This is a genomic window from Paraburkholderia sp. MM5384-R2 (assembly GCF_014201025.1).
Lineage (GTDB): Bacteria > Pseudomonadota > Gammaproteobacteria > Burkholderiales > Burkholderiaceae > Paraburkholderia > Paraburkholderia tuberum.
This window is the reverse complement of the sequence record NZ_JACHDI010000062.1, coordinates 1-9,072: the sequence shown is the minus strand read 5'-3', so window position 1 is coordinate 9,072 and position 9,072 is coordinate 1. Positions and strand designations below refer to the sequence as shown.

General features: G+C 62.1%; 7 protein-coding genes and 2 pseudogenes. 3 read left to right on the top strand and 6 right to left on the bottom strand.

Features of this window, described 5'->3' with window-relative positions; all coding sequences use genetic code 11:
• Window positions 1-372: 372 nt before the first annotated feature.
• Together HDG37_RS38370 and HDG37_RS40535 are read left to right on the top strand one after the other, a co-directional pair.
• Entirely contained in the window at window positions 373-843 is a 471-nt protein-coding gene (locus HDG37_RS38370) for a YbhB/YbcL family Raf kinase inhibitor-like protein (protein WP_184056738.1), read from the top strand.
• A 51-nt stretch (window positions 844-894) separates the two neighbouring features.
• Window positions 895-993: pseudogene (locus tag HDG37_RS40535) on the top strand (transposase); the annotation flags it as partial.
• Window positions 994-1,048: 55 nt separating this feature from the next.
• On the opposite strand, the gene HDG37_RS38360 reads toward HDG37_RS40535, so the two are convergent.
• Window positions 1,049-3,829, bottom strand: coding sequence for a LuxR C-terminal-related transcriptional regulator (locus HDG37_RS38360; RefSeq protein ID WP_184056735.1), 2,781 nt, complete (start codon window positions 3,827-3,829; stop codon window positions 1,049-1,051).
• A 196-nt stretch (window positions 3,830-4,025) separates the two neighbouring features.
• Between HDG37_RS38360 and HDG37_RS38355 the strand changes: the two genes are divergently transcribed.
• Window positions 4,026-4,727: an IS6 family transposase gene (locus tag HDG37_RS38355; protein ID WP_184056732.1), complete on the top strand. Its 702-nt coding sequence runs from the start codon at window positions 4,026-4,028 to the stop codon at window positions 4,725-4,727.
• Window positions 4,728-4,823: 96 nt separating this feature from the next.
• Here the strand turns inward: HDG37_RS38355 and HDG37_RS38350 are convergent, their stop codons facing one another.
• The 5 genes and pseudogenes from HDG37_RS38350 to HDG37_RS38330 form a co-directional block, all read right to left on the bottom strand.
• Window positions 4,824-5,783: an ornithine cyclodeaminase family protein gene (locus HDG37_RS38350; RefSeq protein ID WP_184056729.1), complete on the bottom strand. Its 960-nt coding sequence runs from the start codon at window positions 5,781-5,783 to the stop codon at window positions 4,824-4,826.
• Complete coding sequence (locus HDG37_RS38345) at window positions 5,780-6,823, bottom strand: 2Fe-2S iron-sulfur cluster-binding protein (protein ID WP_184056726.1); 1,044 nt, start codon at window positions 6,821-6,823, stop codon at window positions 5,780-5,782. Before HDG37_RS38345 ends, HDG37_RS38350 begins: the two co-directional genes overlap by 4 nt.
• Window positions 6,824-6,889: 66 nt before the next feature.
• Complete coding sequence (locus tag HDG37_RS38340) at window positions 6,890-7,369, bottom strand: heme-binding protein (RefSeq protein ID WP_184056723.1); 480 nt, start codon at window positions 7,367-7,369, stop codon at window positions 6,890-6,892.
• A gap of 59 nt (window positions 7,370-7,428) precedes the next feature.
• The gene (locus HDG37_RS38335) at window positions 7,429-8,886 is read right to left on the bottom strand and encodes an aldehyde dehydrogenase family protein (protein ID WP_184056718.1); all 1,458 of its coding nucleotides are present in this window, start codon (window positions 8,884-8,886) and stop codon (window positions 7,429-7,431) included.
• A 91-nt stretch (window positions 8,887-8,977) separates the two neighbouring features.
• Window positions 8,978-9,072, bottom strand: a pseudogene (locus tag HDG37_RS38330) (iron-containing redox enzyme family protein); the annotation flags it as partial.

The following is a 9,072-nucleotide window of genomic DNA, read 5'->3' as shown; positions in this document are numbered from 1 at the left end:
GCATCGATCAGTCGCCGCTTATCCTGAGGGTCAAACACCCGCCTGCCGCCCCGATCGATATGCGTTACCTTCAGCGGCAAAAAAGCCAAGTCATCGTCAGTCATGGTTGCGTCCGCAAGTTGTGGTTGCGGACGCAAGCCTGCGCTCGTTCAGATGCGAATTCCAGGTGCGCTTAAATTCGCGCTTACACTCAATCAATGATCAGTTTTTGGGTTGGCCTTGTGGTTCTCGTTGTCGTCGCATCGGCCTTGTCCAGGCGCTACAGGCGCGATCACCCGGGAGAGCCCGAGTCAGTGGCTCGACACGCATCATATGAGCTGGATGCATCGCAAGCACTAGCTGGCGGCGCGGGCTAACGCCGAGGAGCGCACCATGGCCTTCACCCTCACCTCACAAGCTTTCCACGAAGGAAGCGAGATTCCTGGGCGCTACACCTGCACGGGCGCGGACGTCTCCCCACCGCTCTCGTGGTCCGGGGTACCCGCCAACGCGAAAAGCCTCGTGCTGATCGTCGACGACCCCGACGCGCCCGACCCGGCCGCGCCACGGATGACATGGGTCCACTGGGTGCTTTACAACATCCCGACGACGGCTCCTGGTGTTCAGGAGGGCGTCACTTCCGGCGCGCTTCCGGCAGGCACACTTGAAGGCACCAACGACTTCCATCGCACCACGTATGGCGGCCCATGCCCGCCCACTGGCCGTCATCGGTATTTCCATAAGCTCTACGCGCTCGACACCGTGCTGCCCGATCTTCACAAGCCCACAAAGGCGGCGTTGGAAAAGGCGATGGAAGGCCATGTCGTGGCGCACACCGAACTGCTCGGCACATTCAAGAAGTAACACACAGACCCCTGGTCGCTACTTGTCCGGGATTGTCGATTCCGCGTCGATGACAAGAAGCGCATCCAGCAGCTTGAGACGGAATTGCAGCGCAAGGAGAAGGCGCTGGCGGAAGCGGCTGCGCTTGTGATTCCGAGAAAAAAGTCCAGGCGATCTGGGGATGTCCGCGCCGAATCTGGTGAAGGCTATCGCATATGGCTCGTCACTACATGGCCGCGCGGCCCTCTCCTACCCCAGGTCCAAAAACTCTTTGTACGGCGTCAATTCGCGAATTTACGTCGAGCTTTTCGAAGATATTTTTCAAATGCCACTTGACCGTCTCGGGTGCCAGTTTCAACGACCGGCCGATTTCCTTGTTCGAAAGACCGCGGGCAACGCACTCGAGTACCTCAAACTCCCTCGCACTAAGAACATCCGGTGACAGCGGCACGGCCTCAACATGCGCGGGCGACGCAGCCGGTGAATTGCCGAAGGCATCAAAAGCTGTAAGCAGCCGGTCGACATACGCCGTTTCTGCCGTAGGAACATTCGCTGAAGCCAAGCGAAATTGCTGTAGCAACGCGCGCACGGGTGGCCCCTCATCCACGAAGCTGTTAATCATGCCGCTCTGCCTTCCGAGCCGTAGCGCTCGTTCGAGCGCACCAAGCGCCTTTTCGGACGCTCCACATTGCGCGAGCGCGCATGAGAACAGCAAGGAAACCACAGCCTCCGAATAGCGCCTGCCCGTAGCAGCCAGAGTATCAAGCAAAGGTGTGAGAAGCGTGACGGCTTCATCTGCACGATCCCCGGCGATCAGTACGCGAGCCAACAGGAGACAATAGCTCGTCCAGGTGTCTACCGCGCACCCAGTCCGCCCTTCGCACATCATTGGCACGCTCTTGCTCAGCTCGTCGGCGATCTGCCTCGCTTGAGCAACGTTGCCTTCTACAAGGAGCAATCTTACCGTTTCGGCATCCAGCGCCAACTTCAGACGTAGCCAGTGTCGGGTTACGGCGGCCTGTCGACCGTCTTCGAGAATGGCCAGCGCCGAGCCCATCTCCCCGTCGCGCCACAGCAAGCGTGCTGCAGACAGTATATGGCGCATCAAACCAGTTAGCGGCGAGGTTTCCAGTGCAGCGGTCGTGCGGCCCGCGATCATCCTCCGCGCTTCAGGCAGTTCGTTGCACTCATAGTAGATCGCAGCAAGGCAACTGGCCGCCCAGGTTGCGCAGGATGACGAGTGGCCCCATGCTTTTTCGATGCGGTGGAACATCGCCTCAAAAATTCGCCTTGATTCAGACAGCTCGCCATGCATAAATGCAGCAACACCGAACGACGAGCGTCGAAACATATCCGAGTAGTCGGGCTCCTGACCCTGTTCAACTCGCTCGCCGACGGCGTCGCGTATTTCACGTATCTGGTCGAACCTGCCCCTGTGCATCAAGCCGAAGAGCTGCGCGAATTGCGCACAGCGCTGCACCCACGGCGCTGTAGGCGCCATTGAGGCTTGAGCAGCACGCCCTAGTTCGAGCGCCCGCTCGCTTTCCTCCACCATGGTGGCGATCAGTGCGCTGACCGCGTTGATCTCCGCCAATGCCGCTTCCTCTACCATGCTGGTATCCTTGCGGCGCCCCCGAAAGAATTCGTTGTTAACAGCAGCAACCTCCCTCGAGGCGGCGTCCGGCTGAATCGAGAACACGAGCGCCCATGCTTTCGTCAGGCGCAAACGAAGCCGTCTCTGGATGACATCCGGTGGCAGTTTTCCGATCCATCCTAGCAACGTGTTCAACTCACCGCGCTCGAGCATCTCCGTCGCACAGTTTTCAACCCACTGTGCCGCCTGCTCAAGTTCGCCTGCAGCCAAGGCATGTCTGACTGCCTCGGGCCAAAGACGTGCTCCTGCAAACCATTGGGACGCACGACGGTGCAGCAACGGGACGTGTTGTGGCATCTGGCGAAGAAGGCGCCGACGAAGTGCGTCGGACAGGAGCGCATGATAGCGGTACCAGTGCCGTGTTTCATCCAGCGGCCGGATGAACACGCTGTGCCGCTCGAGCCAGTCGAGCTGGCCCGCGCTTCCACTTCCCTTGCCCATGATGGCATCGCACAACTCAGGGGCCAGTCGTTCAAGAATCGACGTGTACAGCAGAAACTTCAGCATATGGAGCGGCAGATGTGCGAGCACGGTATCGTTCAGGTACGAATCGATTCCGGAGCTGACTCCGACCAGCGCACCGGCGACCTTGGCCGCATCGCCCACATCGCGTAGCGCAAGAGCAGCAAGTTGCAAGCCAGCGACCCACCCCTCCGTTGCCTCGTTCAGCAACTCAACACTGGTCCGGTCAAGCGGCACGGTGCCTGTCCGGTCAAAAAATGCCTGTGCATCGGCGATCGAAAAACGCAGATCGTCGACGTCAATACGAACTAGTTCCTCTGGAGCTCGAAACTGACCAACTATCAAGGCCGGTTCACCTCGCACCCCGAGCAGGATATGCATGTTCTCGGGGGCATAGCGAAGCAGACGGGAAGTAATCGCAAGAACCGGTTTCGCAGTCAGACGGTCGGCGTCATCCAGCACGAGGAAAACGCGCCTGCCGGATGCAGCGATCCCGTTCAGGAGTATTGAAATGACCGTTCTGATAGGAGTCAGCGGATCGTTATTAAGGATCTGTTGCGCTTGCGAGGCAATTTCCGCCGAGGCCCTGGCGAATGCGGCCACCAGGTAAGCGCAGAACTGCTGCGGATCATCGTCTTCTGCGTCGAGGCTGAGCCATGCAACGACATGCTTTCGCTGCGACAGCGCTTCACACCAACCAGCAAGCAATGTCGTCTTGCCGAACCCCGCCGGGGCGGTCACGACGGTGATGCTGCGAACCGGCTGCTTACGCAACCACTTAAGCAACACGGATCGTTGCACGCAGCCAGACGGAAGACGGGGCGGGAGCATCTTGGTCTGAATCAGCGACACGCTCCATGGGCGATCGGTACTGTCTGAAGACGCATCCATGTTTGTCCTCTACTGGCCCCCAATCGAGAAATAATAGCGCGAAATTTTACCAGCGCTATTGCTGCGACCCATTGCACACCGCTCCGTCCAGGTCACTCAGCAGACTGACATCAGACCCGCGACCCCGCCGCACCGGTTCTGTTGCAATAGCGGAGGCCGGTATGCTGCGGGACCTAACAGAATGATGTGAACGGCAATGAAGGCGCTGAGTCCGGCGGTAGTCGAAGTGCTGAAGCGGTTGCGCTATCCGCTCGAGATAATGTTGGTGTGCGTGCGTTGGTACGTGGCCTACCCGCTGAGCTTGCGCAATCTCGGGGAGAAGATGACCGAACGCGGGATCGCGGTCGATCATTCGACCGTGCATCGGTGGGCCATCAAGCTTCTGCCAGTGCTTGAAAAGGCGTTCCGCCGCTGCAAGCGCCCGGTCGGCAAGAGCTGGCGGATGGACGAAACCTATGTGAAGGTCCGGGACACATGGAAGTATCTCTACCGCGCCGTCGACAAGGCCGGCAACACGGTTGACTTCCTGCTGCGAGCCAGGCGGGACAAGGAAGCGGCCCGACGGTACTTCGAGAAGGCCATCGATCAGAATGGTGCGCCCGAAACCGTAACCATCGATAAAAGCGGTGTCAATCTGGCCGGGCTGCACGCCGTGAACGCCGAGCGTGAGACGCCCATCAAGATCCGCCAGGCCAAGTATCTCAACAATATCGTGGAACAAGACCATCGGGCGATCAAGCGACGTACCCGATCCATGTTGGGATTCAAGGATTTCCGTTGTGCCCGCATCTTGTTGAGCGGCATTGAACTCATGCATATGATCGCCAAGGGGCAGATGAGAGACTCCGGCAAACTCAAGCCATGGGCCGCCCGGCAATTCTACTCGCTGGCGATGTAAGCAATCCTTCTCACATCGCAATCGTCCGCCAAAATCGCCTTATCCCGACAGAACCCGCAGTGTTGCAGGCCCGATCGGCGCCCGGCGTTGCGCTCATCACGAGCCCTGCAACGCGTTCAGCACCTTGACCTCGCTGCGCGCCAGGTACTTGCGCCATGCGATTCCCGCCAGCACGACATCCTGCAAGCCGATGCCCACGGCCTTGTAGACGATCACGTCGTCGTCCGCGACGCGGCCTTTAGCGCGGCCGGTCAGCACATCGCCGAGTTCCACCGTGTCGTTCCAGTCGAACGTGCCCGGCTGCGTGAGCAGCAGGTCGCCCGCTTCTTCGCGCGCCTGCTCGCGCAGTTCGACCACGATGCGCGACGCTCGCGCGATCAGCGTGTCGTCGAGTTCGCGCGTATGCGGCAGGCTCGAACCGATCGCGGCAACCAGCGCGCCCGGCGACACCGCATTGCCGTCGAACAGCGCACCGGTGGCACGCGTCGCGGTCACGATCACGTCCGCGCCCCGCACCGCGTCGCCCGCGTCGCACACCGTGGCCTCGATACCTCGCGTCGAACCGGCGGCCGTGACGGCCGCCGCGAGTTCGCGCGTGCCCTCCAGCCCGACGATACGAAACGACCGCAAGCCCGTATGCGCGGCCAGCGCAAGCGCATGAGCGCGCCCTTGCACGCCGGTGCCGAACGCGGCCACCGTGCGCGCCTGTTGCTTCGCCAGCGCGCGCACGGCCACCACCGTCGTCGCGGCGGTGCGAATGCGCGTGATCGCGTTCGCATCGAGTGTGGCCAGCAGGCTGCCGTCCACCGTCGAGAACAGCACGATCGAAAAGTTGAATTGACCGGCAATCGTCGAATAAACCTTCGCGCCCGCGACACCGAGTCCTGGCAGCACGGCGCCAAGGGTCGAGAGCTTCACGCCGCCCGCTTCCGTGCGCACCCGGCGCTGCACGGCCGCCGCGCCGCTGGAGAGTTCGCGAAGTCCCTGTTCGAGTGCCGGAATGGCATCGTCGATGGTGATGAGTTCGTCGATCCGCGCATCCGTCAAATGAATCATGCAATCTTCCTTTCGTGAAGCGCGGATTCGGCTTCGTGCTGGAACGTGAAGCTGTCCGCGTAGAGGTGATCGATGCTCGCGCCGTTGCGCAGGAAGTGGCGCCGCGCATCGTCGATCATGGCCGGCGATCCGCACAGGTATACCGCGTGCTCCGACAGGTCCGGAAAGTCCTCGCATACCACGTGCTGGACATAGCCCTGCCGTCCGGTCCAGGTACTGTCCGGTCGCGACAGCACCGGCACGTACTGGAACTCGTAGAGGCGTGCGCCCCATTGCTGGATCTCGTCGTGAAGATAAAGATCCGCCTCGGTCCGCGCGCCCCAATACAGCGATACCGGCGGGCAATCGGGATCGTCCATCAGCGACTCGATGATGCCTTTGACCGGCGCGAGTCCAGTGCCCGTCGCGACCATCACGAGCGGGCGGTAATCCTCCGCGTGGAAGCGGAAGCTGCCCAGCGGCAGTTCGACGTCGAGACGATCGCCCGCGCGCAAGCCCGACAGCAGATGATCGGTAAAGCGGCCGCCCGGCACGCGCTTGATATGAAAGTCGAGCGCATACGTGTCCGCGCCGCCGAGCTTGGCCGACGCCATCGAAAAGCTCCTGCGCGAGCCGTTTTCCAGCACGACGTTCATGTACTGGCCGGGGTTGAACTTGAGTGCGAGGTGCTCGGGAAGCGCGATCGCCAGCCGCCGCACATCCGGACCCAAGCTGCTCACTTCGGTGACTCGGACCTCGACCACGGCGGGCGCGGAGACCTCCGCGCCCGCATGGCCCGCAGCAATCACCATGTCGCTGCGCGCACGCGCCTGACATGCGAGTGCGAAGCCCGCATCGGATTCTTCCTGTGAGAGTCCGAACGGGAACTCGTCGTACTCGTGCGCACCGCTGACCACCTTTATCCGGCATGCGCCGCAACCGCCCAGCTGGCAATCGTGAGGAAGCGCGACGCCAGCGGCGAGCGCCGCGTCGAGCAGCGATTCGTCGGCCTGCGCAGCGAAGCGCTGGCCGGTTTCCGCGATCTCAATCTGATAGACCATCTTGCCAATCTCTAATGAAACAATGGACTCGCCTGCCACTGGGCGGCGCAGCGTGACTTCTTGACGTTACTTCTTGATGTCGGCTTCCACGAGCACGCGATGCTCGCCCGCGGACAGCAGCGTCTGCAGCGCTTCGAGCGCGGCGAGGCCGCACTGCGTGTCCTGCTCGCCGTTGCCGCCGCTCAGCCCCACGCCGCCGATCACTTCGCCGTCGACCACGATCGGAAAGCCGCCGACGAACGCGGCAAAGCGTCCCTCGAAACTCAACTGGATACCGAACGCTTCGTTGCCCGGCAACGCGGGGCCATTGGGCGCCTTGGTGAACAGATGCGTCGAGCGCTTGTGGCCCGCCGCGGTGAAGGCCTTGTTCCAGGCGATCTGCGGGCCGGTGATGCGCGCTTCGTCCATGCGCTCCAGCACGAGCGGATAGCCGCCCGCGTCGACGATGCAGACCGACTCGGCGACGTCGATCGCCTGCGCGCGTTCCAGCGAGGCGCGCGCCATCGCGCGCGCTTCGGCGAGTTCAAGCCTGAAAGAACTTTTCATGATGCGTTTTCCGATTGAATGATGTGTCGTTGCGATGCTTTGGCCGCGCGACGTGCGGCTCAGAGACCGCGATAAACCGTTTTGATCTGCGTGTAAAACTCCAGCCCCGCGCGGCCCGATTCACGGAACGTGGACGTGCTCGAGCGCTTCAAACCGCCGAACGGCGCATTGACGACGTTGCCGGTGGTGGTGCGGTTGATCTTGACCGTGCCGGATTCGATCTCGTCGGCGAAGCGGTGCATGTAGCGCGGATTCGACGTCGCGATGGCCGCCGAAAGACCGTATTCGGTGTCGTTGCCTTTCGTCATTGCGTCCTCGAAGCTCGTCACCGAAACGATCGCCAACACCGGACCGAAGATTTCCTCGCGATAGATGCGGGCGTTCTCGGGCACGTTCGTGAAGACGGCCGGCCTGACGTAATAGCCGTGTTCGAAACCGTCGCCGGTCAGTTGATCGCCGCCGGTCAGATGGGTCGCCTGCTCCTTGCCGGATGCGACGTAGCCGAGCACCGTATCGAGCTGCTTGCGGTTGGCGAGCGGACCGAGATCCATGCCGGGCGTGACGCCGCTGCCGATCTTGAGACTCTTCACGCGTTCGAGCAGCCTGGCCGTAAACGCTTCACGCACCGTCTCCATGACGAGGATACGGCTCGTGCCGGTACACGCCTGGCCACTCAGCGACAGGCCGCCCTTGACCGCGAGATCCACCGCGCGGTCAAGGTCCGCGTCTTCCATCACGATCAGCGGATTCTTGCCGCCGAGTTCCATCTGCGTGCGCGTCGTGATCGGCACCGAGCGATGGATATGCTCGCCCGCGACCGTCGAACCCGTGAACGACACCGCGCGCACCACGGGCGGCTCGGTGATCGCCGCGCCGATGTCGGAGGCGCGCCCGGTGATGTAGTTGATGACGCCGGCCGGAATACCCGCCTGCACGAACGCTTCGGCAAGTCGATAGCCGATCAGCGGCGCATCCGATGAAGGCTTGAAGACGACCGTGTTACCGGCCATCAGCGCCGGTGCGATCTTGCGCGCCGGAATCGAGATCGGGAAATTCCACGGCGTGATCACGGTGACCACACCGAGCGGCTCGCGCTGCGTGTACACCAGCTGGTCGGGATCGTCGCTGGGGAACGTCTCGCCGGTGAAGGTCTGCGCTTCGACCGCGTAGAAACGCAGCACCTGCGCGGAACGCAGGATTTCGTCGCGGCTTTGCGCGAGCGGCTTGCCTTCTTCGCGCGTCAATTCGAGCGCGAATGCATCGGCGTTGGCTTCCAGACAGTCGGCCGCCTTGTTGACGATCTTCGCGCGCGCCGATACCGAAGTGCGGCGCCACTTCGCGAATGCGGCCGATGCCGCGCCGAGCGCCGCCTGCGCGTCGTCGGGCGTCGACGCCTGGAAATGACCGATGACATCGCGCGTATCGGCGGGATTGATGTTCCGGAAAGTCTTGCCGCTCACGCTGGCGGTCCACTCTCCCGCAATCAGGTTCTTGAATACAGTTGCGGATTCGCTCATGACACTCCCTCTTGTACGCGATGGCGATGGCGAGCACGCCGCCATCGCATGAACTGAATGACCGGGCGTCTCACGCCCGGCCCCGACTACTTCAGGCGGCGAGCCCCAGTTGGGTCAGCGGGATTTCGTTCTCGACGTAGTCGTAGTAGAGGGCGGTGGTGTAGAGCAGGCGCATCTGTGCGCCGA